The organism is Acinetobacter sp. TAC-1 (genome assembly GCF_029025845.1).
GTDB lineage: Bacteria > Pseudomonadota > Gammaproteobacteria > Pseudomonadales > Moraxellaceae > Acinetobacter > Acinetobacter guillouiae.
On the sequence record NZ_CP118892.1, the window covers coordinates 3918203 to 3942064 of the forward strand.

Annotated in this window: 28 protein-coding genes and 1 pseudogene; 10 read left to right on the forward strand and 19 right to left on the reverse strand. The window is 36.4% G+C overall.

Features of this window, described 5'->3' with window-relative positions; genetic code table 11:
* Positions 1-77: 77 nt before the first annotated feature.
* From PYV58_RS18285 to PYV58_RS18305, 5 genes are all read right to left on the reverse strand, one after another.
* Positions 78-926, reverse strand: a complete 849-nt coding sequence (locus PYV58_RS18285; protein ID WP_034610056.1) for a symmetrical bis(5'-nucleosyl)-tetraphosphatase — start codon at positions 924-926, stop codon at positions 78-80.
* Positions 927-1739 (reverse strand): 16S rRNA (adenine(1518)-N(6)/adenine(1519)-N(6))-dimethyltransferase RsmA, encoded by an 813-nt coding sequence (gene rsmA / locus PYV58_RS18290; protein ID WP_034610053.1) that lies wholly within the window; start codon positions 1737-1739, stop codon positions 927-929.
* A gap of 27 nt (positions 1740-1766) precedes the next feature.
* The gene (locus tag PYV58_RS18295; protein ID WP_034610050.1) at positions 1767-2621 is read right to left on the reverse strand and encodes a hypothetical protein; all 855 of its coding nucleotides are present in this window, start codon (positions 2619-2621) and stop codon (positions 1767-1769) included.
* 49 nt (positions 2622-2670) lie between these two features.
* Complete coding sequence (gene pdxA / locus PYV58_RS18300; RefSeq protein ID WP_034610047.1) at positions 2671-3642, reverse strand: 4-hydroxythreonine-4-phosphate dehydrogenase PdxA; 972 nt, start codon at positions 3640-3642, stop codon at positions 2671-2673.
* Positions 3643-4065: 423 nt separating this feature from the next.
* On the reverse strand, positions 4066-4653 hold the full coding sequence (locus PYV58_RS18305; protein ID WP_034610044.1) for a hypothetical protein: 588 nt from the start codon (positions 4651-4653) through the stop codon (positions 4066-4068).
* Between the two features lie 251 nt (positions 4654-4904).
* Here PYV58_RS18305 and rplM point away from each other — a divergent pair, with 251 nt between their 5' ends.
* Entirely contained in the window at positions 4905-5333 is a 429-nt protein-coding gene (gene rplM, locus PYV58_RS18310; RefSeq protein ID WP_004722943.1) for a 50S ribosomal protein L13, read from the forward strand.
* Positions 5334-5345: 12 nt separating this feature from the next.
* Complete coding sequence (rpsI, locus tag PYV58_RS18315; protein WP_004647927.1) at positions 5346-5732, forward strand: 30S ribosomal protein S9; 387 nt, start codon at positions 5346-5348, stop codon at positions 5730-5732.
* Between the two features lie 177 nt (positions 5733-5909).
* Here rpsI and PYV58_RS18320 read toward each other — a convergent pair.
* A pseudogene (locus PYV58_RS18320) lies at positions 5910-6218 on the reverse strand (hypothetical protein); the annotation flags it as partial.
* Positions 6219-6388: 170 nt separating this feature from the next.
* On the opposite strand from PYV58_RS18320, the gene PYV58_RS18325 reads away from it, so the two are divergent.
* The 5 genes from PYV58_RS18325 (at position 6389) to PYV58_RS18345 (ending at position 10161) form a co-directional block, all read left to right on the forward strand.
* Positions 6389-7042: a glutathione S-transferase N-terminal domain-containing protein gene (locus tag PYV58_RS18325; protein WP_004722947.1), complete on the forward strand. Its 654-nt coding sequence runs from the start codon at positions 6389-6391 to the stop codon at positions 7040-7042.
* A gap of 26 nt (positions 7043-7068) precedes the next feature.
* A complete protein-coding gene (locus PYV58_RS18330) occupies positions 7069-7509 on the forward strand; it encodes a ClpXP protease specificity-enhancing factor (protein WP_004722950.1) in 441 nt (146 codons plus the stop codon).
* Positions 7510-7524: 15 nt separating this feature from the next.
* Entirely contained in the window at positions 7525-8184 is a 660-nt protein-coding gene (locus tag PYV58_RS18335; protein WP_275059645.1) for a hypothetical protein, read from the forward strand.
* A 457-nt stretch (positions 8185-8641) separates the two neighbouring features.
* Positions 8642-9613 carry a hypothetical protein gene (locus PYV58_RS18340; RefSeq protein ID WP_034610036.1) on the forward strand — a complete coding sequence of 324 codons (972 nt, stop codon included), beginning with the start codon at positions 8642-8644 and terminating at the stop codon, positions 9611-9613.
* Between the two features lie 14 nt (positions 9614-9627).
* Positions 9628-10161, forward strand: a complete 534-nt coding sequence (locus PYV58_RS18345; protein ID WP_004722957.1) for a hypothetical protein — start codon at positions 9628-9630, stop codon at positions 10159-10161.
* A 352-nt stretch (positions 10162-10513) separates the two neighbouring features.
* Here PYV58_RS18345 and PYV58_RS18350 read toward each other — a convergent pair whose 3' ends face one another.
* From PYV58_RS18350 to acnD, 11 genes are all read right to left on the reverse strand, one after another.
* The gene (locus tag PYV58_RS18350; RefSeq protein ID WP_004819203.1) at positions 10514-10639 is read right to left on the reverse strand and encodes a hypothetical protein; all 126 of its coding nucleotides are present in this window, start codon (positions 10637-10639) and stop codon (positions 10514-10516) included.
* 743 nt (positions 10640-11382) lie between these two features.
* A complete protein-coding gene (locus tag PYV58_RS18355; protein ID WP_034610033.1) occupies positions 11383-12099 on the reverse strand; it encodes a DUF1003 domain-containing protein in 717 nt (238 codons plus the stop codon).
* 602 nt (positions 12100-12701) lie between these two features.
* Positions 12702-13169, reverse strand: a complete 468-nt coding sequence (locus PYV58_RS18360) for a hypothetical protein (RefSeq protein WP_034610031.1) — start codon at positions 13167-13169, stop codon at positions 12702-12704.
* Positions 13170-13417: 248 nt separating this feature from the next.
* Entirely contained in the window at positions 13418-13867 is a 450-nt protein-coding gene (locus PYV58_RS18365) for a hypothetical protein (protein WP_004819197.1), read from the reverse strand.
* Positions 13868-14256: 389 nt separating this feature from the next.
* On the reverse strand, positions 14257-14460 hold the full coding sequence (locus PYV58_RS18370; protein ID WP_081407350.1) for a hypothetical protein: 204 nt from the start codon (positions 14458-14460) through the stop codon (positions 14257-14259).
* A 290-nt stretch (positions 14461-14750) separates the two neighbouring features.
* Entirely contained in the window at positions 14751-15326 is a 576-nt protein-coding gene (locus PYV58_RS18375) for a DUF4126 domain-containing protein (protein ID WP_034610027.1), read from the reverse strand.
* A 126-nt stretch (positions 15327-15452) separates the two neighbouring features.
* Positions 15453-15587 carry a hypothetical protein gene (locus tag PYV58_RS18380; protein ID WP_004722968.1) on the reverse strand — a complete coding sequence of 45 codons (135 nt, stop codon included), beginning with the start codon at positions 15585-15587 and terminating at the stop codon, positions 15453-15455.
* Positions 15588-15757: 170 nt separating this feature from the next.
* Positions 15758-15919 carry a hypothetical protein gene (locus tag PYV58_RS18385; protein ID WP_171077740.1) on the reverse strand — a complete coding sequence of 54 codons (162 nt, stop codon included), beginning with the start codon at positions 15917-15919 and terminating at the stop codon, positions 15758-15760.
* A gap of 65 nt (positions 15920-15984) precedes the next feature.
* A complete protein-coding gene (locus PYV58_RS18390) occupies positions 15985-16551 on the reverse strand; it encodes an SLATT domain-containing protein (protein WP_034610025.1) in 567 nt (188 codons plus the stop codon).
* Complete coding sequence (locus tag PYV58_RS18395) at positions 16529-17410, reverse strand: nucleotidyltransferase (RefSeq protein WP_034610024.1); 882 nt, start codon at positions 17408-17410, stop codon at positions 16529-16531. The genes PYV58_RS18390 and PYV58_RS18395 overlap by 23 nt, the downstream gene beginning before the upstream one ends.
* Positions 17411-17496: 86 nt before the next feature.
* Positions 17497-20103: a Fe/S-dependent 2-methylisocitrate dehydratase AcnD gene (acnD, locus tag PYV58_RS18400; RefSeq protein ID WP_034610022.1), complete on the reverse strand. Its 2607-nt coding sequence runs from the start codon at positions 20101-20103 to the stop codon at positions 17497-17499.
* A 238-nt stretch (positions 20104-20341) separates the two neighbouring features.
* On the opposite strand from acnD, the gene PYV58_RS18405 reads away from it, so the two are divergent.
* Positions 20342-21064, forward strand: a complete 723-nt coding sequence (locus tag PYV58_RS18405; protein ID WP_034610020.1) for an aminomethyltransferase — start codon at positions 20342-20344, stop codon at positions 21062-21064.
* 249 nt (positions 21065-21313) lie between these two features.
* Here the strand turns inward: PYV58_RS18405 and PYV58_RS18410 are convergent, their stop codons facing one another.
* Both PYV58_RS18410 and PYV58_RS18415 read right to left on the reverse strand, forming a co-directional pair.
* Positions 21314-22498, reverse strand: coding sequence for a hypothetical protein (locus PYV58_RS18410; protein WP_004819183.1), 1185 nt, complete (start codon positions 22496-22498; stop codon positions 21314-21316).
* 363 nt (positions 22499-22861) lie between these two features.
* On the reverse strand, positions 22862-23107 hold the full coding sequence (locus PYV58_RS18415) for a hypothetical protein (protein ID WP_034610017.1): 246 nt from the start codon (positions 23105-23107) through the stop codon (positions 22862-22864).
* 175 nt (positions 23108-23282) lie between these two features.
* On the opposite strand from PYV58_RS18415, the gene PYV58_RS18420 reads away from it, so the two are divergent.
* A complete protein-coding gene (locus tag PYV58_RS18420) occupies positions 23283-23540 on the forward strand; it encodes a hypothetical protein (protein ID WP_004722985.1) in 258 nt (85 codons plus the stop codon).
* Complete coding sequence (locus PYV58_RS18425; protein ID WP_004819178.1) at positions 23537-23857, forward strand: hypothetical protein; 321 nt, start codon at positions 23537-23539, stop codon at positions 23855-23857. Before PYV58_RS18420 ends, PYV58_RS18425 begins: the two co-directional genes overlap by 4 nt.
* Positions 23858-23862: the final 5 nt, after the last annotated feature.

The window sequence follows — 23862 nt, forward strand, 5'->3', positions numbered from 1 at the left end:
AAATGGCGCATTGACACTATGCTTGAATCTCGTGATATTGCCCAAAATAAAAGCCACATGTTGTGGCTTTATTCATATCAAAAAACAGGATTATCAACACTAAAAAGTTTTTGATCTTCTAGTCGATAAGCCAGCAGTTGATGCCCCCAAACACAGCCACCATCGACATTTTGGATTTGCGCATTGATGCGCTCACCTTGCAACGCTGCCCAATGTCCAAAAACGATCTGATGAGTTTTTGCTGTCTGCGATTCAAATTTAAACCATGGCTGAAAACCTGCTGGCATCGGCTCATCTAAAGCATCTTTAAAACTAAACTCTAAACGACCTTGTGCATCAGTCAGGCGCATCCGGGTTAGATAATTGGTAATACAGCGTAAGCGAGCATGACCTTGTAAATCATCAACCCATAAATCTGGCTCAGTGCCATACATCTCTTTTAGAAATGAATCGAGCACAGCAAAGTCATCATGCGCTAAGACTGCTTCTACTTCTTTGGCCAACGCGGCAGTCTTTTCCGCATTCCAAATATTCGGGATACCTGCATGGGTCAAAATCGTCTTTTCATTGGGAAATAAACACAAAGGCTGTTTACGCAACCAATCAATCAACTCATCACTTTCTAAAGCATGAATAACATCATCAATATGGTCTTTTTCTTTGAGTTTTTTGATCCCACGTGCAACCGCCAACAGATTTAAATCATGATTGCCAAGGACTGTCGCAGCATTGCCTTGTTCGCATAATTTTTTGATAAAGCGTAATGCACCCACTGAATTTTCACCACGCGCGATTAAATCGCCCGCAAACCAAATAAAATCTTGATCAGCATCGAACTGGATTTCTTTGAGTAGTGCTTTCAGTGCTTCAAAACACCCTTGTACATCACCAATCACATAATTATATCTGACTTTTTCCAGCGCCATTTAAGCCACCATTTGGTCAGATAATGCAACAAACTGAGCCAATGTTAAGGTTTCTGGGCGTGCCATTGGATCTACACCAGCATTTTCAAAACCATCTTCAAGCAACATACCTTTTAAGCTATTACGTAATGTTTTTCGGCGTTGGGTAAACACATGCGATACCAAACGAGCCAAGGCTTTTTCACTTTTAGCAACAATTGGTTTAGTCGCATAAGGTTCTAAACGGAATACCGCAGATGTTACTTTTGGTGGTGGATTGAATGATCCCGGTGGTACTTCAAACAAAAAAGTAGGTTTACAAAAGTATTGAATCATCACCGACAAACGCCCATATTCTTTGGTGTTTGGAGATGCGGTAATACGATCTACCACTTCTTTTTGCAGCATAAAATGCATGTCTTTGACTTTGTCACCAAATTCCAAGAGATGGAAAAGCAAAGGCGTTGAAATATTATAAGGTAGGTTTCCGACCACACGTAAAGGACGACCTTCCTGAAATAATTCAGTAAAATCATATTTTAACGCATCAGTTTCAATGATGGTGAGGCGTTCAGGATGTGGTACTCGACCTGGCAAGCCTGCTGCCAAGTCACGATCCAGTTCTAGCACAGTCAAAGCGTCACATTCACCATTTAAAGGTGAAGTTAAAGCGGCTAAACCCGGTCCAATTTCAACAATATTTTCCCCTGATCTTGGGGCAACAGAACGAACAATTTTGGCAATCACACGTTGGTCATGTAAGAAGTTTTGTCCAAAACGCTTACGCGTATGATGCCCTTCATCTTTAGGGTTTAGGGCATTAATTTGATACATAAAATTCTCCACATTGATTGATGACCACTATTGCGTATTCGACTCTAACTTGCTTAGGCTATTAAAGATTTCATCAGATTTAGTTAAATTTTCCCTTGTTGCTTGATATATAGCAACTAAGGTTTCTCGTTTTTTAAGCAGGTCAAGTGCCTCATGATGATCTAAGATCTTCGCATAATCTTCTTGAATTGATTGTAAGCTCTGACGCATCTCTGCATCTTTAACACGTTCAATACCTAATTCGGCATTACCTTTAAGCTGTGCTTGAAGATAAGTATTAAATGTATCAAGGTCAGACCAAAAATCTTCGATATTATAGACAACGTTTTCATCACCTTCAGATATTTTCTTCATTGAACGTGCAAAACGATCAGCAATAGAAGCTTGATTTTTCGAGATGATGGCTTGGGCTGAGGGATAATTTGCTCGAATCATTTGATCCGTTAACAGATTGTATTCAGCTTGAATATCAAGAATAGTGTCTTGAATGATGATATTGAGGTCTTGTATGGCAATTATACTACTTTTATGCTTTACCAAAAGATCAATATTAGCATTGATTGCTTCTCCGTCTTTAAGCATTTTATCCATGCCACTATGATTCGCATATTTTTTATGCACCATTGCCAATGCTTGATTAAATTTTTCTTGGCTGTTCTTTAAATTATCTACAGTGAGTGAACCAGCATATTGCACAACATCTTGTGACTGTCTTGGAATTTGCAGTGATAAAACCCGTAAATCACATACACTGTGATCCATTGCAAGGTTCGAGCAAGCAGATAGCATAGAGGCGATCAATACAGCCGCTATGCTATTTTTTATGCAACGCTTCATGAATTGTGGTTTTATATGGTTGTTCTTATGCTTAATGATTGACATTACTCATTTTCCATTTGTTTGAAATTTAGATAATTATTATTCAATAAAGTTAATTCGAGCGAGCGAGATCAAGCGCTAAATCAACAGCGACATGCAAACTTGAACTTTTTGCAAGGCCTGTACCAGCAAGGGAGAGCGCAGTGCCATGATCAACTGAGGTCCGAATAAAAGGTAAACCCAAAGTAATATTAATGGCTTCGCCAAATCCCTGCGATTTTAACACAGGTAAACCCTGATCATGATACATCGCCAAAACAGCATCAGTACCTTTTAAATGATCCACAGTAAATAAAGTATCAGCAGGCATACTTAAACTCATGTCTATGCCTTGCGTTCGATAACTTTCAAGCACTGGATTGATCGTATCAATTTCTTCATGACCTAAGTAGCCACCCTCTCCAGCATGCGGGTTTAAGCCACACACCAAAATACGCGGATGATTAATTTTAAATTTTGTTTTTAAATCATGAATAAGAATATCAATCACCTGATGGAGACGCTGTTTGGTAATGGCATCTGCAACGTCACGCAGCGGTAAATGCGTGGTCACTAAAGCGACTCTTAAGGTTTTTGTTGCAAGCATCATGACCACACGTTCCACACCAGCAAACTCTTGGTAATATTCCGTATGACCGCTGAAGTGGATCCCTGCGTCATTGATAATTGACTTTTGTACTGGCGCTGTAGCAACACCAACACTGAGTCCTTGCATGGCATAGTATGCAGTTCGGCGTAATTGTTCGATCACATATGCAGAGTTTTGCGAGTTTAACGTCCCTAAAACAACATCCACGGCTAAAGGAACATGTTCCACATAGAGCTGACCTTGAGCCAAACACTCCCTCTGCCCTTGATACTCAATAAGCTGAACGCTTTTGTTTAAAATTTTGGCACGATCCCTCAACATATTGATATCAGCCAATACAACAACTGGACGATCATCAATACGATCTGCCAAATCTAAACAAATATCTGGGCCAATGCCAGCAGGCTCACCACTGGTTATATATAAAGGAAGCATCTAGAACTCTTTTAACAGACCTTGCATAGATAGTATACATCGGTTCTAAATTATCATTTCCAATTCAAGTTCATTTTTATATCGAATATAACGGAAACATGTAAAAAATAAACCAAAAACAATTTCTCAAGAAAACTATGCGACTCAATTGTAAAATTTTTTTGTATTTCAGTTTTAGAAAGCTGAAATTTATAATGAAAAATATATCTAAAAATACATTACTTATGCTGTAAATCAGCAATAAATTAGCACGATTACAACTTAAGCTTAAAGTCTAAAAGAAATATCCTTTCCAAGACTATACCACCCTACATATTTTCATCATTCTCATCTAAGTCAAAAGTTATCTATTCGATGACGATTCTTTTAGCAATTTATTCTATAAAAATTAACGGATTGAATATCACATCTTAAACAGAATGCTTAAAGCTGACTTTTAGACGCTGGCCGAGTTTCTGGTTGAGCTTGCTCTTGATCAATCTCAGAGAAATCAAGCATCGATTCAACCTCTTTCCCACACTTGGCTGGGTCAATATGTTGATCAAAGATTATTCTAACCCGTTGGTCAGGTTCAACTTTTCCATAGACTGTATATTCGCCACTTCGGCTTTTATCGTCATCATCCTTCCATTGCACAACCGCATCGACTTCTTCACCAATAGGGATGTGTTGCGTTTGAATAAGCAGTCCAACCGCTTGGCAAGGATATGCGGATTGAATTTCCTCACTAAAATCGACCGTCATCCATTTGGCATCCAGAATCGTCTCCAGTTCTTCTCGCTGTTGTTTTCTTGCTGCTTTTTCTTCCTTGGTGTTTCCGATTTGTTTTATTTTTTCATTTCCCAATGTTTTTTCATTTCCCAATGTTTTTTCATTTTCTAGTATGTTCTTTGCATTCATTTGATTGAACTGGGCTTGCTGATCCAGAAAATCCGCTTGAGCAAAACTAAGGTTTAAGTTGCCTACGCCGAATAGCAGTAGAACGAATTTTATTGAATTTATTATTTTCATTTTTGCCTGACTTATTTTCTTTATATCAGTTTAATTATTCATGAATCCTGTCACAATTCCAATATAAATCAGAAAACCTTACAACATTTTATCCAAACTAAGCTTTGCTTTTGGGTGCGTTTATCCATATAATGATGCGCTTGAAATTCAATATTTCAATTGCGACTCTAACTCTTTTCAGATAGAATTCGCACTCCTTTTTGTTTGGACAGATTCCATAGTCCAAACCAACTATAATAGGTAGTGGTTTAATGAAAACTCTCAGCGCTAAGCCAGCTGAAGTTCAACACGACTGGTATGTTGTTGATGCTTCTGGCAAAACTTTAGGTCGCCTTGCGACTGAAATCGCTCGTCGTTTACGCGGTAAACACAAAACTTCTTATACGCCTCACGTTGACACTGGTGACTACATCGTTGTGATCAATGCTGAACAAGTACAAGTGACTGGTAAAAAATCACTTGATAAGAAATACTATCGCCACACTGGTTTCCCTGGTGGTATTCGTGAAACTAATTTCGAAAAATTAGTTGCTCACAAACCAGAAGAAATCTTCGAACGTGCTGTAAAAGGCATGTTGCCAAAAGGTCCTCTTGGTTACGCGATGATCAAGAAAATGAAAGTGTACGCTGGTACTGAGCATCCTCATACTGCTCAACAGCCACAAGTTTTGGACATCTAAGGGATACAGCACATGGCTACTAACTATGGTACAGGTCGCCGTAAGACCGCAACTGCACGTGTTTTCCTATCAGCTGGTACTGGTAAACTCGTAATCAACAACCGCACTCTTGAACAGTATTTCGGTCGTGAAACTGCTCGTATGGTTGTTCGTCAACCACTTGAGCTTTTAGAAGTTACTGAAAAATTTGACCTTTACATCACTGTTGCTGGTGGTGGTATCGGTGGTCAAGCAGGCGCTATCCGTCACGGTATTACTCGTGCATTGATCGCTTCTGACGAGACTTTAAAACCTGCTCTTCGTCAAGCTGGTTTCGTTACTCGTGATGCTCGTGAAGTTGAACGTAAGAAACTTGGTTTACGTAAAGCTCGTAAACGTCCTCAATTCTCTAAACGTTAATTCGTTTACCGAATCGGACAAAAAACCTCGGCATTTGCCGAGGTTTTTTTATGGGGTAACTATTCGAAGTTACTTTGTTTTATCTCGTTTAGAACAGTCCATGACAGCGTCAGAAATCCCATCGGCAGCTTTTGATTCTGTAATCGTACAGCCATTTTCCTGATAAGTTCGAGTTTCCTTAGAGAACTTATGATCTTTCGGAATCGGTGCATTACACGGCTTATTGGTCTTTACATTGACCATTTTCACGGGTCCATCGTTATAGATCGTCACCTTACAACCCTTTACAACGTATTCTTGCTCGATCCCTCCATACATTTCATCTTCAGAAGCCGCAGATGCGACATCACAAGCCTCATCTGCACGACATAAGGCCTCTGCTCCAGCCACTTCCGCTCCAGCGGCTTCGGTTGCTTCAGCGGCAGCCTCTTGTACTTGCGCATCTACAGATTGCTTCTTTGCATATGTATTTGAAATGCCCATCATCAACAGCAATACCAACGCCAATTTACTGTGCTTATTTATTAAATTCATAGGTTTATCCTTGTTTTCTATCTATTTGATAGCAATACTCACCATAAGCTTATTAAAGTTAAGATGATTTTATTGTCTATTTTTAGTATTCTACTCTATTCACTTCACTTAGTTTTTGGAATATGCCTGTCGAAAATGCACCTCAACAAGGGATTACGTTGTATAGCCACGAGGATGACTTTCGTTCACATTGGATTAGATTTCTTCTTGCAGAAAAACAAATTAAACACACCTTAATCATTGTCGAAGAAGATGATGAAGATTTAGCCAGTTTAAATCCATATAATCAACTGCCTATGCTGATTGAAAATGATTTAAAGCTGTTTAATACCAGTATTATTTCTGAATACTTAGATGACCGTTATCGACAAAACAAACTCTATGCGGATGCCCCAGCACCACGTGCAGAACAAAGACAGTATATTTGGCGCTTTGAACAAGATTGGCTGAAACTTGCAGATATTATGCTACGCCACCCAGATACACTTAATGAAGCTGCAAAAAAGAATGCACAAAAACAATTAAAAGATACTTTGGTATCCCTTACCCCACTTTTTCAACATTATCCTTATTTTATGTCTGAAAACTTTACAATTTTAGATTGCATGTTAGCGCCAATTTTCATACGGTTAAAACATATGGGAATTGAATTACCGAAACAGCAATCTCGTCCAATTTTATTATATTGCCAACGGATTTTTAGCCGCCCAGCTTTTTTAAAGTCGATGACTTTTAAAGAGAAAAACAGATATAGTGAATTTCTGGCAAAATTCTAGATCGCAAATCAATAGAGTATTTTTTAATGTCTGAACAAGAATTGAACTTAACCCCAACTCGACCATACCTTGCACGCGCAATATATGAATGGATTTGCGACAACAATTTAACGCCATACTTACTTGTTGACGCAACCAAACCCTATACCGATGTACCACAACAATTTGTACAAGATGGACAAATTGTATTGAACATCGCGCCACATTCTGTGCATATGTTAAATATGACCAATGAGGCAATTACCTTCTCTGCTCGTTTTAGCGGTGCATCTAAAGATATCTATGTGCCTATAAATGCGGTATTAGGCTTGTATGCACGCGAAAATGGACAAGGATTATTCTTTGATCCAGATGAATATGCCAATGTGCAAATAGATGAAGATGTTTTAGAATCAAATACTAGTGAAGAAGTAGAAACTAAAACTGAGGCACCAAAGAAAAAACCAAGTTTAAGAATTTTAGAATAGAACAAGGAGAACTGAATGGCTTTTGATCTCGTACAATACTTTGCTGAGCAGATAAAGATTCAAAAGCCTCAGCTATTATCTCAATTAGAGCCTGCTCAACGTATAGCACATATTGAAGAACTCAATGCTTTAACCTTGGGTAAACTCATTACGCTATGGCGTAAAGATGATGATGCGTTGTATCAAGAAATTCTTTCGCCAGATCAGTTGTACAGCCAAGAAATTTCTCGACACCTCACCACCTCTACTCAGAATAAATCCAGTTTAGATAAATCTATACTTGAACCAGCAACAACGGAAATTCTTGAACTACAGCTTGCTGAATTAAAGCAACTTGAAACAGCGGGAAGTTTAGGTAAGCGAGGTCTTCGAGAATTGGTGATTGGGCAAATTGAGCATCTATCAGGTCAGGCGAAAGATTGGGTTTGGTCAACAAACGAACTAACCGAACTGATTGGCTCTCAACCTATACCCGAAGAAGAGATATCATTAGATGAAACGATGAAGGAGTTTAATCAAATGGTCAATGTTCAAAAAGCAGATCTTCATACAGATCATCAAGACGTCGTAGTAACCGAAACGGCAAACCCAACTTGGGCTAAAATTGCAGAACCTGTGGTGGCACTTGTGGTTTTGTATATTCTTTTTGAAGCAGCAACGAAGCTTTTTGCTTAATTTAGTTTGATAATTAAAAATTATAAAAAGCGATCGAAATGATCGCTTTTTTTCATGTAAAAAATATTTAAGTAATTTTAATCATTTCACGTGATTAAAATCACAGTAATAATATTATAAATGATAAAATATGCACAATCATAATAAATATTCAAATCACTATTAAGTTAAGCTTTTATAGACAAAAATAACTAAGCAATTTATTTAACTTTGAGATAGATTTCTTATAATAACTAATGTTAATTTAAAGCTATGAAACTCTCTAAACTTTAAGAAAAATTAACAGTTTACACAGGAGGATAATAATGTAAGAAATATACTGATTAAATGCCAAGCAATTAAACATTAAAAAAATGATTTTACTGGAAAAAGAACAAATCTAGCGTTAACTTAAACTAACTACGACCGTTAAAAAACAGTTTACACTTTAATTTTTTAATATTAGATAAGTGATATTATGAACAATCAATGTATCAATATCGCAATTTCAGGCTTAGGTTTAACCACCTCTGACGATCTTAAAATAAGACTTAGAAAAATTTTACCAACCAATATTGGTATAAATTGGACAAGTGTTTCAGATCAAAATATAAATTGTATTTTGATCAATGAGCAGTTTTTTGAAAATAATAATATCCAGAATATTATCCAAAATAAAAATATTCCTTATTTAAAAATTTCAAAACATAGTGAGCATAAAGAAAGTGCAGAAGATAATTTACTCTGCATCCCGATTTATGACGAATTCACATTGAAAAACTGGGTCAATATCAAATTACTGCATAAGACCGAAACAGAACAGTTGGAACTTAGCCAAGTTCCCGATGATGAAGCTGAGGATCAACTTGAAATCAAAGAAATTGATTTTTTTTCAGCGCTTTTCCATCACGACAGTCGCAAAGTCATTTTAAATGATCATCTCGGCACGATTGCGATTATCGACCATCATGCACATTTGGCATGGCTAGAAGCCACCCGTGAAGAATACCAAACAGATCGCTCGATACACTACACTGCGGCAGTCACTGCGGACTTTATAAAAGTTTCTCGTAAACGACAATTCAACTTAGAAAATTGGTTATTTAACCTAATTTGGAAAAATCCCAATTTAATTACCGTACCTGCAGCTGATAAATATTATCGCCTCAAATTTTGGGTTCAACCCAATGAGTTGGATAAGAAATTACTGTTACAACTAAGTGCATGCTTTATTTCTGGAGCTGAGATCCAACATGTCTCAGACAAACTCAACATTCCAGTCGCAACCGTGCAGCACTTTGTTGCTGCGAATCTAGCCATCCATAATGCTGAACTGATTTCAGCAAAAGAAAGTCTATTTGATAAAACACCAAGTAATACTGAGCAAACGGAAGAAAAAGGGATTTTAAAAAGCTTTTTTAACAAATTAAAAAGTCGATTTAAATTTTAAGGGATAAATACACGATGATTATTCAGAAATATAAAATTGTTTTTGCAGGTTCAATGGGGGCAGGTAAAACTGAAGCAATTAAATCATTATCAGAAGTACCTGTATTAGCAACAGAAGCATTTAACACCGATGATCGTAGCCATAAAAAACTAAACACAACCGTGGGAATCGATTATGGCGAAGTAACGCTAGATGATGGCAGTAAAGTTGGGCTGTATGGCACACCAGGACAAGGTCGCTTTGACTTTATGTGGGGTGTGATATGCAAAGGCGCGATTGGTACGATTCTGTTGATTGATCATAGCTTAGCAACCCCCTTAGATGAACTCGAATATTACCTCAATATTTTTAAACAATATGGTGAAAACATTGTGATTGGAGTCACCCATATTGATGATGATATGAATAAGCCAACGCACCAATACCGTCAATGGTTGATGGAACGTAATTTAAATTTACCTGTGTTTTTTATTGATGCACGCAAGAAAGCCGATGTGTTATTGCTCTTAGAAACCTTGATCACCACATTAGAAGTAAAATATTTATAGACTATTGATATGTATTCGCTTACTGGAAGCGTATTCGGATACTCAAAAGTCACTATATTTAAACCAGTTAATTATTCATATAAGTGATATCTATCAAGTCATTGATCAGAAATTAAGCTTATGTTTTGTATGAACTTTTAGAAAATTTTGGTTAACAATTGATTTTTTTATATAATTTATTTAATTAATTAAAAATATTAATTAATTAAAATTATATTCTTGTGTATGCGTTTTTTGACAGGTTAACTATATTTAAAGCCGTTATTTAAGCAATGGGGAAATAAAACCGAATCCACTTGATAGCATAAAGGAATAAAATCTTTAGCTTTATTACTGTTTGTAAGGCTACTGTTTATAAGATTGCATGAATTGTTGTTTGTGACTTACCTTGTGCTTTAGACTGATACATCAATAAATCTGCCTGATGTGTTGCATCATCGACATTGTCAGGTAATTCATTGTAAATACGGATTCCCATATTAAAATCGATACCGAATTTTTGCTTTAAGCCACTAAATAAGAAACTATTTCTAAGTCGTTTTGCGTAGCCCTCAGCTTGAATTGCAGAACCTAAAACAACAACACTTCAAAAATCCAATTAAATCGATGTTTTAATTAATTTTAATAATCGAATTTAGACGTCAATGAGTCACTTATAGTTAAAATATGCAATAAAGTAAAGTTTTGAATATGATGATTTTTAGCTTCTTATAGGTAATTTGTTAATTGCTTTGTCGGTAAGTTAATCAGATCAAATAAATGGAATTGTACAGTATAGTTTTTATGGAATTTTTCAGGATGAGCGGGAAAACAACTCTGGTTTACTTCAACTATTAAAACTTTGTAAGTTTTAATCCTATTGCCTATAAACTTTTGATTTATAGCGTCCTAAGCCGAATCGAGACCTTGTGGGTAAGTACTACACTCACGTTGTACGTAACTGGTAGCAATCTACTCTTTTCGATCCCTTACATCCTTGAGATAAATATTAACGAAATCGGCTCGGGATTATTTTCCTAAGATTAAGATTTTCTCGTGAAATTTAGAATTATTTCCCGCAATCAAACACAATCTCAGGATTTTTTATCTTTTATATTTCTAAAATGAGTTTTTATTGCAAACTAATTTAAAAAATCGAGAATATATTTCTGTTCTTATCAACAAAGATGCAACCCCCAAAGAGCCGTAACGCTCAAAAGCTTTTTCTGTATTTTTAATCTTTCACTCGTCTTTTTTTATTTCTCTTTTATTCATTTCCGATAATAAATCCAATTGAATTTCCTGAATTTTTGCCAGTTTATCCCACTGATGAATGAGTAAATGATCTATTTTTTCATGCAAATGATGGATTTCTAATTCAGCTTTCAAATTGACTTGATAATCATTTTGGGAGCGTAAGCGATCTTTGGCTTCTTGACGGTTTTGGCTCATCATAATAATTGGTGCTTGTACTGCAGCAAGACAAGATAAAATAAGATTTAATAGAATAAAAGGATAAGGATCAGCAGGTTGTTTTACGATCACAACTGTGTTTAATAAAATCCAAACAACTAAAAAAAGCATAAAACAAATTAAAAACGTCCAACTTCCGCCAAAAGTCGCAATTTTATCTGCGAGCCTTTCCCCAATGGTCCATTTTTTTTCGAGTTGTGTTTCAGTATTTTTTGTTATTAATTCATGCTGTTGCATACTATTAAGCACTTCATACTCTAGGTTTGACACCTCCCCCTGCTCCGATTGAAGCAAAGATTGTACATACTGCATACGATATTTGGTTAAATCTGCTTTACAAATATAATCCTGCGCAGACCAATTGGGAAAATCTCGTGCAATTTCTTCAGTAATAACCTTACGTATAGCCCCGAGCGGAACAACATTCGCATGTGAAAAAGTTTGATTACATATCAAGCAAATATGATTTTCATTTTTATCATTCATTGCACTACTCTTTATCATTGTTTGGTTTCAATATCTGTCATTATTTGAATAAAGTATAGAACTTATTTTAATGTGATGCTGTGATGAAATCATTTTGCTTTGATGTATTTTTCTGATGTTTTGAATACTTTTGAATAGGCTTAATTGATGAGTCTTATTTGAGATTTTCACATTATTTTTATCGAATTTTTCAGGATGAGTGGGAAAACAATTCTGGTTTACTTCAACTATTAAAACTTGGTAAGTTTTAATCCTATTGCCTACAAACTTATGGTTTATAGCGTCCTAAGCCGAATCGAGACCTTGTGGGTAAGTACTGCACTCACGTTGTACGCAACTGGCAGCAATCTACTCTTTTCGATCCCTTACATCCTTGAGATAAATATTAGCCAAATCGACTCGGGATTATTTTCCTAAGATAGATTAATTTTTTTATTTTTTAGGAAAATTTTCCTTTAAAAGTTACTTAATAAAGAAAATTTTTCAACAAAGCTTATTCAATGATTTTTTATTGCATAAATTCTAAAAAAAATGCAAATTTAATTTATAAATTTGCATTTTAGTCATTCTATTTAAATGATCACACGCTTTAATCTACTAACTTAAGACGCATCTTTTAGCGAGGTTGTTTTACTATCACGCAAAATATCTTCCAAGCCTTGGGTATCCTGATTTAAAAATGCGGTTAAACTCGCTTTTACCTGTTCAAGCGTACTGTGTTTGATTGCAAATACTTCTTTATTTTTCCGTGTCATCAAGCCAAATAATTCACGTTGTTGAAAAATCAATTTGATATTGCTTTCTATCTTAAATTCAAAATCCTCACTTTTTGCATAAGCATTTAATGTAATTTTTAAAAATGCTTCTGACACTGAGTTCAACACTGTAAAAATAGTGTTTCGACCATCCAATTGTAATTGCAAAACGCGTTGACGGCGCCAACTGATACTTTCAAATTTCGCCAATATCTCAGCAACGTCTAAATCGCTCTCTTGCTCCATCTCACGCTCATCGGTGTGATTAGGATACTGAATTTGAATTTCAAACTTGTTCATTATTTTATAACGCATACCCTTAAAATCTATTTGTAGTGTAACAACACTCTTTAAAATTAATAGCGACCCCAATCAAAAAATTATAAATTAATCCTTGATTTTAAATTACAAATTGTAAAATTTATCACTATATTTAATTTTTATATGCACTAGGTGTATTTTATCTTTTGGTCAAACAATCAAACCCGTTTATTCTTTTTTTACAGATCAATAAGGAAGCTCAAGCTTCCTTACTTTTTATAAAAGATGTCGATCTCTAGTCATTATGCCAAACGATGCTCTTGCAGCATTTTTTTATGCATCAATTGTCGATATTGTTCTGTCATCTCTTCGATTTGCCCATTTAGGAATAAGCTGAGCTGATCTGAAACTTGCGCTTGGTTTAAGTTTTTATACACCACATCATATTTCTTTTTGCGCGTTAAAAATCCCAAAAATTCTTTACTTTCAACAACCAGTTGGATATTGCTATCGATCTGAAAAACAGGGTCTGCTTTACTCGAGTGTGTATTTAACTGGATATGTAAATAAAGTTCTGTCTCCGTGTCCTGTACAGCAAAGGAAATATCAGAATTTTCAACTTGTCCCTGTGTCAGGAATAAACGGCGCCAATTGATCGCATAAAATTTTGCACGAATTTGCTCAATGTCCTCTGCCTCAAATGATACGATATCTTGTGCAGGCAAATTGATCTCGACCTCGAACTTTCTCATTGTTCTCACCTATCCATGTGATGTTTATATTATGAGCTATTAATAGCATTTATATCTTTGTTTTAAAACAAATATTTATGTTAAATCATTAAAATTTATTACTTTTTATCAAACACTCATCACAAAAATCAGATTATTTATTGATGAAGTTTTTATTAATTTTTCTATTTTTATATCAACCAGTAAAAAGTATCAGCATCTTTCAATTCTCAAGTTATTTAAAAAAATGAGTCAGCATAAGCTTTCGTCGTGACTTCAAACAATTGACGTTTAAAATATACATTTCAATTGAATAGATATACGTTCTATCCCTTTTAATATTATGCTGTTCCACCACATAAAGATGGAACAGCAGGTAAAATTGGTGCTGGTTAAAGGCTATGAGCTTCTTAACAACAGCAAACACATCCCTTAATTTTTTCACGAGGCCAATTCATCTTTGCTCGTTTAATTGCCAACTCACTTGTCGCAAAAAAACCCAGTAGATTTTGATTTTCCGCCTTAGGTAAATGCTCACAAGCTTTGCTTGCATTGTGTACTTCATATACACCATTGGCTTGCGCATTTACATTGATAATAAATTTGTCCATCATAAAAGTTTCCCCCAATACTCTTAAAAAGACCTTGAGATTAAATCCATAAAAACGATGTTTTTATTAATCCCATAATAAAAGTATGCCTTTATGATACAAAAATCAATCTCTCTTTTATTGATTTATTGTTGGGGAAATTTGTCTTTGTATTCGATTTAAAGTGAATCAAATTTTATGTCAAAAAACAGCGAACACTTAATCCAATTTAATAACTCAACCCAATTGAATTGAGTCATCATCCTCTTTGGATCTTGATAAACAGTTGCTTCAAAAGTGCTTTAACACACTAACTACAATGGATGAACAACGCTTTCTTGCTTTTTCTTTCTTAACCAGCGAACCGCTACCACCATCAAGATAATACCAACAACCACCACCAATACAGGAACGATAAGCGATAATACCGATACCACGATTGCCCCAATCCACTCACCTGTAGACACCAAAGGATTGGCTATTCCGCCTGTCGTTGCAGTAGATACACCACGAACCGCAACCGTTCCCATTTGTACAGCTGTTGCTGTACCACCACCAACGATAATCGCAGCCGCCCAACTAGCAAACTGTGACATTTCACCTGTACTGACCGCCATGGTGGTCAATGTTCCAGCCACCATCGCTGCTGGCGTGGTAATAGTATCTAAAGCATTGTCGACCCAAGGAATATAGTACGCGCCAATTTCACAAATAGTCGCGACAGCTAAACCAATACATACCGATGGTATCGCTAACCACTCAAAACCTTTCATTGGCTCAAACCATCCCATCAGTGATGCAACACTCATCACCAATAACGGTACAAATACACGAAAACCGCAGGCGGCACTTAAACCAATGCCAATACATAAACTCAGGATTGTTTCCATAATGAATTATCTGCCTTTTTCTCGTTATCTTTTGAACTATTATTAAATTAACAAAAAGCCCTATCACTGGATAGGGCTTTTGCTTAAAACAGGGAGTATCTGTTTTATCTGTGCGGCTTAGCAATCTTATTTTTTAAATTGATTGCCAAGGCATTTGGTACACTGGGGTAAACGATCTGTACCAATTTCTAAGTAAGTGCGATGTCCGCATTGGACACAAAAATAGAAGCCTGTTCCGGGTTTTTCGCCAGCAGTAACCATTTTTGTTCTCCATAGGTTTTAGAAATGGTGAATAAAGTATAGCCATATTTTGATGTATGTCTACTGTCTATTTCTAAAAATGATGGTGTCATTTTTGCAAGAAATGATTTCAAAAGAGAAATTTATGGTTTTTGAGAGCTACTGCTTAATCATTAAATAGCACAAACCATTTAAAGATCTTCTCTTTCTTGAGGTGGCTCATCTGTTCTTTCTTCCTCATAAAAATCATCAGGCATTTCAGAAAGTAGTTTAAACAGCTTTTCTATATTGATAGTTTCATCATAGACAGTATTTTCTTCAATTTTAGGAAGTATTTCTTTTTCTTTAAGCATTTTAAACTCCTAATTTGGTTTAATTTTAGTTATATCCTTTTCAAATTTAACACAACTAAGTTATATCATTTATTACTTTTCCTTAAAGATTTCGGAAGTAAAATATCAATTTCAGAATCAGAAAAAGTTAACTCTTCACATTCCTTTAGAGCTTTTGTCGCTTTACTATACGCTTTACTAAATGTCCTCGGTGTTCCTTTATAAATTTCAAACAATTCTTTTTGATATAAATCACGTCTTTCAATAATTTGTTCAATTGAAATAGTATTAGACTGAATATCCGTTAACAATGATAAATAATTTTCGCGAATGTTCCATATTTGAATTGCAGAATCAATATGTTTTTGAGCTAATGCTCCCAAATCATAATTTTTAACAAAAGTATTCAATAGCGTAAGAAGAAAAGATAATATCGCAGCGACAATAGCCAACCAAGAACTATCTCCAAATACAGAAGCAAATATTCCAGTTGTAACTAATCCTGAAATAACTATTTGAGTTATCTTTAAAAAATTTTGTCTAAAACTTAGTATATCTGCACATTTTTCATGTGTTTTATGTGTCCAAACTGTTCTGCCAAAGCACTCACGAATTTGTTCTTCAATTATACTACGCTGGGAACTTGTTTCCATAAATTTCACGCCATGTTTGATTAGCTGTATAAGGCATTTTTTTATCCTCATATTCCAAAGCTTTTAATGCAAGATCATAACATTTAGAAGCTTTATGCTCAAAATTACCACTTCGCCATACATACTGCTTACTTCCAGGTGCAAGCCAATAATATTGTTCTGGGTTCTGATCTTTTAAATATTTAAAAAAATCTCTAGTCATCCAATCATAAAATGAATATGAATGATTACTGTAAGACCATTGCTCCATAAATTTATAAACTAAAGTATCAAGTAATATTCCGCTGATCGGCACATTCCATTGATCTTTCCATGCTCTCGCCATTCGGCATAATCTTTTTAAGTTTTTATTGGAATTAACATTCAATTGATTCAAAGCATTTTTCTCTTCACGTGGCTTTGTTACTTTCCAACTCCCCCCATTATTTGTATCAGGGTATGTATAATTCACACCATCGCTATTTAAAAAAGCAGGAACTATTTCAAAACAAATGCCATCTGTAAAATTTAATTTTACTACTTGCCCATCTCCTCTAACATACGTAGTAGAGTAAGTTTTTTTTATAGAGTCTTTTACAGCTTGGATTAATGCCGATTGACCATTTCCTATATAATTACTATATCTAGCATACATTTCGAAAGGGAGTTCAACGATCAAATCAATATCACTTGTATGAATATCAGTCCCCCTTCCGTAAGATCCTACATATAAACTATGTCGAATCCCTGATTCTATGCCCCAAAAATCTAAATTAATCCTTTTAGTAATCTGTTCGACTCTATATTTGATATTAGATACAGTAGTCTCACTCATTCTCAAATTATTACAAAATGATATAAATTTATCGCTAATACTCATTGTTACACCCCGATTAAATAAGCCCCATAAATAATTTGGGGCTTATTTAATTTTTTTCAATAAATATCAAAAATAAGTTTTAACTTCTACGCCACTTGCCCTTCCAAGAAATCCTGTGCAAAGCGTTGTAATACCCCACCCGCTTCATACACATGCACTTCTTCTTCAGTATCCAAACGACAAGTTACAGGAACTTCAATCACTTCACTCTTACCATCAACTGTGGCACGCTCAATCACCAAAGTTAAGTCTGTACGTGGTGCAATATTACCAATCACACTATACAGCTCAGTACCATCAAGCTTTAAGGTTTTACGGTCGGTGCCCGCTTTAAACTCAAGTGGTAACACGCCCATACCAACAAGGTTAGTACGGTGGATACGTTCAAAGCCTTCAGCCACAATCGCTTCAACCCCAGCAAGACGAACACCTTTCGCAGCCCAGTCACGGCTAGAGCCTTGACCATAATCCTTACCAGCAATGATGATCAGTGGTTGCTTACGATTCATATAAATCTCAATCGCTTCCCACATACGCATCACTTCGCCTTCTGGCTCAACACGCGCTTTAGAACCTTGTTTGATGGTGCCGTCTGAACGAACCACCATTTCATTAAACAGTTTTGGGTTGGCAAAAGTTGCACGTTGCGCAGTTAAATGGTCACCACGATGCGTTGCATACGAGTTAAAGTCTTCTTCAGGTACGCCCATTTTATGCAGATATTCACCCGCTGCCGAATCCATCATAATTGCATTCGATGGTGACAAATGATCCGTGGTAATGTTGTCAGGTAAGATCGCAAGTGGACGCATATTTGACAATGTACGTGGTGCAGCCAAAGCCCCTTCCCAATACGGCGGACGGCGAATATAAGTACTTTGCGGACGCCAATCGTATAATGGGCTTTCTGATTTTTCCGTCACACCCAAATCAAACATCGGGATATACACTTTACGGAACTGCTCAGGTTTCACAGATTGTTTAACCAGCGCATCAATTTCAGCATCCGATGGCCAAACATCTTTTAGGTAAACTGGATTACCGTCTTTGTCATTACCCAATGAATCCGTTTCAATATCAAAACGAATTGTGCCCGCAATTGCATAAGCCACTACCAAAGGCGGTGAAGCCAAGAATGCTTGTTTTGCATAAGGATGGATACGACCATCAAAGTTACGGTTACCTGAAAGTACCGCAGTGGCATACAAATCACGGTCAATAATTTCTTGCTGAATCTTTGGATCTAAAGCACCAGACATACCGTTACACGTCGTACATGCATAAGCCACGATACCAAAACCAAGCTTTTCTAAATCCTCAAGTACGCCAGCTTCTTCAAGATAAAGTGCAGCAGCTTTAGAGCCTGGTGCAAATGATGATTTCACCCAAGGTTTACGTACTAAGCCCAATTCATTTGCTTTACGTGCCAACAAACCCGCGGCAACTGTATTACGAGGGTTAGAGGTATTGGTACAAGAGGTAATCGCAGCAATAATGATTGCACCATCAGGCATTAAACCATCAGTACGGTTTTCAACTACGCCTGCAATGCCTTTCTCTTTTAAATCTGCTGTTGATACACGTGCATGTGGGTTTGATGGACCTGCAATATTACGTGTTACCGTTGAAAGATCGAAACGAAGTACGCGAGGATATTCTGCTTGTTGCATATCCGATGCCCAAAGACCAATTTCTTTGGCATAACTTTCCACCAATTTGATTTGGTCTGATTCACGACCAGTCAAGGTTAAATAATCAATGGTGTTCTGGTCGATATAGAACATTGCCGCAGTTGCGCCATATTCTGGAGTCATATTGGAAATCGTTGCACGATCTCCTACAGACATACTGTCCGCACCTTCACCAAAAAATTCTAAATATGCACCCACTACACGTTCTTTACGCAAGAATTCTGTAAGTGCTAAAACGATATCTGTTGCCGTGATACCAGCTTTACGCTGTCCCACCAATTCCACACCGATAATGTCTGGAAGACGCATCCAAGATGCACGACCCAGCATGACATTTTCAGCTTCCAAACCACCAACACCGATAGAAATTACACCCAACGCATCTGTATGTGGCGTATGTGAATCGGTACCGACACAAGTATCTGGAAATGCGATACCTTCACGGTTTTGAATCACTGGAGACATTTTCTCCAAGTTGATTTGGTGCATGATGCCATTCCCTGCTGGGATCACATCGACATTTTCAAACGCTGTTTTGGTCCATTCAATAAAGTGAAAACGGTCTTCATTACGACGGTCTTCTACAGCACGGTTTTTTTCAAATGCATCTGGATCAAAGCCACCGTATTCCACCGCCAATGAGTGGTCAACGATCAACTGTGTTGGTACAACAGGATTAACTTTAGCAGGGTCACCGCCTTGATCTGCAATCGCATCACGTAAACCTGCAAGGTCGACTAATGCCGTCTGTCCAAGGATGTCGTGACATACCACACGTGCTGGATACCAAGGGAAATCATGGTCTTGTTTACGATTAATCAGTTCTTTTAAAGACTGTTCGAGAATGGCTGGATCACAACGGCGTACCAGCTGTTCAGCCAATACTTTTGAAGTGTATGGAAGTTTTGCATATGCGCCTTGCTGGATATCTTCTACGGCTTGACGCACATCGAAGTATTCGAGCTGGGTACCTTGCAGTGGTTTGCGATAGTTGTTATTCATTAGTTTTGTGCCTCTTGCATCATTTTGTACTGCGTGTCTAATGATTGGCATAGTACACTGTCGAAAACCCATTTCCCAAATCGTTTATATTTCATAAGCTTAGATATAAAAATAGGGGTTTTGGAAATATTTAGTAACATCTTCATTAAAATATTTGCACTAAAACTGCTTTTTTTTGAAAAATAGCGGAAAATAAGATTAATTCTTTAGTATTAGATTTAAGATAAGCGAGCAATTCATGAGCGATCTAGCTTTCTCCTCATTTACCTTGATTGGTGTTGATGCAATCAAATTTCTACAAGGTCAAGTGACTGTAAACGTTGAAGCTTTGGCTGAAAATATCACCCAATACACTGCGATTTGTGATCTTAAAGGTCGTATCCATTTTGGCTTATGGCTTAAAAAAATTAATCCTGAACATTTAGAGATTGTTACGACTCAAGATCAAGCCGAAGAATTTGCCAAACATATTAAAAAATACGGCGCTTTTTCTAAAATGAAGCTTGAAGAAACTGGACGAGTTTTTCCAACATTGAATGGCTCAACGACTGATTTTTCAACGACAGAAACCGATATTTCAGTATGGCAAATCGCTGCAATTCAAACTGGTCAGGCTTATATAAATCAAGCAATTGAACATGTATTTCAACCACAAGAATTACGCTTACACCAACGTGAAGGAATCAATTATGACAAAGGCTGTTACCTTGGTCAGGAAGTAATTGCACGCCTCTGGTTTAAGGCAAAACCAAAAGCATGGTTACATGTCATTCAAGGTACAGGTCCAGCCCCTGCTCAAGCTGAACAATTGAATAAAGGTGTTCAAGTAGTAAACAGTGCAACATTTGAAAATGGTTATATTGCGCTTGTGGTTGCCCGTCCTGATGCCTTAGAAGAGTTAGATGTGACTGTTTTAGCATTACCTGAAAGCTTAAGTGGTGATGTGGCGAGACCGCAGTAATTTCTCAAAGTTGATTACAATAATAAACCTACAACTTCGTAGGTTTATTTAGAGAATAAAATGATTGATATAATCACAACAACTTTAACAATAGTAATAGGTTAGCTTCATTTTCATAGATGAATACTTTGCTAATCTAGTACGGCTTCCAAAGATTTATCGACAATTTATATTTTTACTTTCATCTGAATTTTGTATCCCAGCCATGTTCTTTTTACTAACTCCTAAATTTTTAGAAAAGTTGAAAATTTAGGAAGATGCTTTTTGCCGAACATAATAAATCACACCACTCTTGTCATCAGAAAAGTAAAATGAATTTTCATCTACTCGATAAATATCACAAGGGCGCCCATAGACATTTTTGCCCACTAAAAAACCGTCCATAAATGTCTGTAGTTTTTGCCCTTTACGCATAATCACAATTTTATAGCCATGACCAATCGTGGCATCGGTAGAACCATGTAAAGCAACTAAAAAAGAATTTTTGATGGTATCATCTGTATTGGGATGATCAAAATAGTCAAAACCAAGTGCAGATGAATGCGCAGGGAAATAGGCATAAGGAGGCAATACATTTTTGCAACCTGACGGACGTTTAAATTTTGGATCTGCCAAAATTTTACCATTCGACGAATAACATGAAGCCCAGCCATAATCTGCATCACGTTTGAGTGCATAAAAAGTTTCATCAGGCTTATTTTTACCCAAATGATCCACACCTTGATTGGTGGCAAATAAAAAATTACCAACCCATTTCAAACCGACTGCATTGCGTAAACCTGTAGCGAAAATCTTTTGTTGCGAACCATCGGGATTCATTTCTAATACTGTTGCCCGAACTTTTTCTTTCTCGGTACAAGCATTGCAGCTTGAGCCGACAGAAACATAAATTTTCCCGTTCCCACCCACAGCAATTGTTCGCGTTAGATGCCAACCACCATATTTATAACTTAAACCGTAGTCAGGAAAAGTCACTAAAACTTCGGCTTTATCGGTTGGTTTAATTTCACCTTTGGTAAATTTTCGTCGGGTCAGTTGATTAGTTTCCGCTAAATACAACCAATCTTGTCCTGAAGAGTCTGTATAAAATTGAACTGAATTAGGATTCTTCAACCCCGTCATATAAGGAATAATTTTGCCAAATTTTCCCGTTTCAGGGTTCCATTCATCCAAAATATAAACGATGCCTTTTTTATTATCGGTCAAATCGTGCATATCTGTTACAAACATTCTGCCATCAGGAGCTTTGCTAAAAAAACGAACTCGCTTTAAGCCCTCAGCCGCTGGAATAATTTCGTAATTTGCTGGAAGATTTAAAGAAAAGCGCTTCCCATTTTTTAAGTTAACCTGATGAGGCACAAGATTTGGCTGTTGAGCTAAAATCCCCATTGAACAAACTAAACTTATGAATAAGATTGACAGTACTTTCATCATAGATACGTCTCGATTAATCTTAGCAAAAACAGCCTTCTTTTTTATATTATATAACTTGAAGCACGAGTATATAGTCAAATAATTTTGCTAGAAAAATACAAAGACCATCCAAATACAAACCATTATTTTATATTGTTTTTAGCCAAGCGCCGAAAGTATTGTTGCAGTGGATTAATGCATTCACTCTCGTTTTATGGCACACAGCGCATCAAAAAACAGAACTAAGAAAATAAACAATGACAACATCAAAAATTATTACTTTAGAAAGCCCTAACCACCATCAATACATCGGTAGAGGGCTCATCCAAGCGCTTAAAGCATTTTTATAGCCCAATTGAACAGTTCACTAATTTTCAAGGAGTATCAAAACCCATGAAATAATTTATTCATGTCTTTACACAAATAATCTTTAAAGTGAAATGCCCGTGCATGTTTTGCATCAAACTTGGCCGTTTGACCATCTTTTTCAAAAATATAAACACGGTCATCCTTACTGACAAGAAACTCACCACCCAGTTTGATCAACAAGGCATCTATCTTATCTTCATCTGCAATACCGTCATCTTGGCTGACTTTGTCATAATTACGTCTAATGCCTTTAATAAACATCGTCTACTCACACGTTCTATTTAGCCAGAATTATACCCTTTTCATTGCCTTTAAAATGGCCCTAAATAAACATTATCAAAATCATTCGGCTTGTTTACCCAGATAAATACTTATAAAATAGCCCAATCATGTGTTATCGCGGCTGCTGAACCCGATCAACTCATGAGCTTTATCTATGGACATTACACAACAATATTTTGAAAATGAAATAAACCGCAATCGCGCTTGGAGACGTAAGGTAAATTATTTACACCGTGGTCGAGATTGCAGACATACTTCAAGCCTTTGGAAACCAGAAAAAGACTGGAAATTACTTTGGAACAGATCGTTAAAAAGATCTCGCTCGAAACAATTAAGAATTGAATATCCACGTATTTCTTCTGCCAAAAGACGAAAACAAGCACAATATGATTTTTGGAAGACTGCTGATTGAACAGCCTTTTTATTTGTAGTCGTAACCAATGGCGTAGCCCGACTGCCGAGCGTGTCTTTGCAGTGGGTTATGGCATTTCCACACGTTCCGCTGGCACAAGTAAACACGCCAAACATCGTATTTCTGCCAAAGATATTGCATGGGCAGATATGATTTTTGTCATGGAGCAAAAACATAAACAAAATATCAAAGAGAAATTCCCCAACCAGTTACAACATAAAAAAGTCATGGTATTGGATATTCCAGACGATTATCACTATATGGATGAAGAGTTAATCGAAATTTTAACAGAGGCTATGCAACCCTATTTGCCTTAAATGAT